The sequence below is a fragment of the Photorhabdus noenieputensis genome (assembly GCF_018448935.1).
In the GTDB taxonomy this organism is placed as follows: Bacteria; Pseudomonadota; Gammaproteobacteria; order Enterobacterales; family Enterobacteriaceae; genus Photorhabdus; species Photorhabdus noenieputensis.
Genome location: NZ_RCWC01000181.1, coordinates 1 through 510, shown reverse-complemented (window position 1 = coordinate 510; position 510 = coordinate 1). Strand labels below are relative to the sequence as shown.

At 67.6% G+C, this 510-nt stretch carries 1 protein-coding gene; it reads left to right on the top strand.

Translation table 11 applies throughout. The features are described 5' to 3' along the window. Nucleotides 1–119: 119 nt before the first annotated feature. On the top strand, nt 120–510 hold a 391-nt coding region (locus EAE91_RS23750; RefSeq protein WP_339919730.1), incomplete at its 3' end, for an AMP-binding enzyme.

Genomic DNA, 510 nt, shown 5'->3' with positions numbered 1-510 from the left:
TGGCGCGAGGCTACCTGAATCAGCCGGCGTTGACGGCGGAACGGTTTGTGCCGAACCCGTTTGCGACCGAGCGGGAGCGGGCTGGGGGATTGACCCGGCTTTACCGTACCGGTGACCGGGTGCGCTGGTTGCCGGACGGGACGCTGGCCTATCTTGGCCGGCTGGACGGCCAGATTAAATTACGCGGCTTCCGCATCGAGCCGGGTGAAATTGAATCGCTCCTGCGTACTGTGCCCGGGGTGGTCGATGCGGTGGTTCAGCTGCGTGAAGATCATCCCGGAGAGAAACGGCTGGCGGCTTATCTGGTGGCGGGGCCTGACCCGTCCGACCCCGCTTTGCTGACACGCTGTCATCACACCCTGACCGCCCGGCTGCCCGACTATATGCACCCCGCTGCCTGGGCGCTGCTGCCGGCCCTGCCCCTGATGCCCAGCGGCAAACTGGACTGGCGGGCGCTGCCGGTACCCGTGCCGCTGCCGCAGGACCCGGACGGGTATGTCGCGCCGGTCG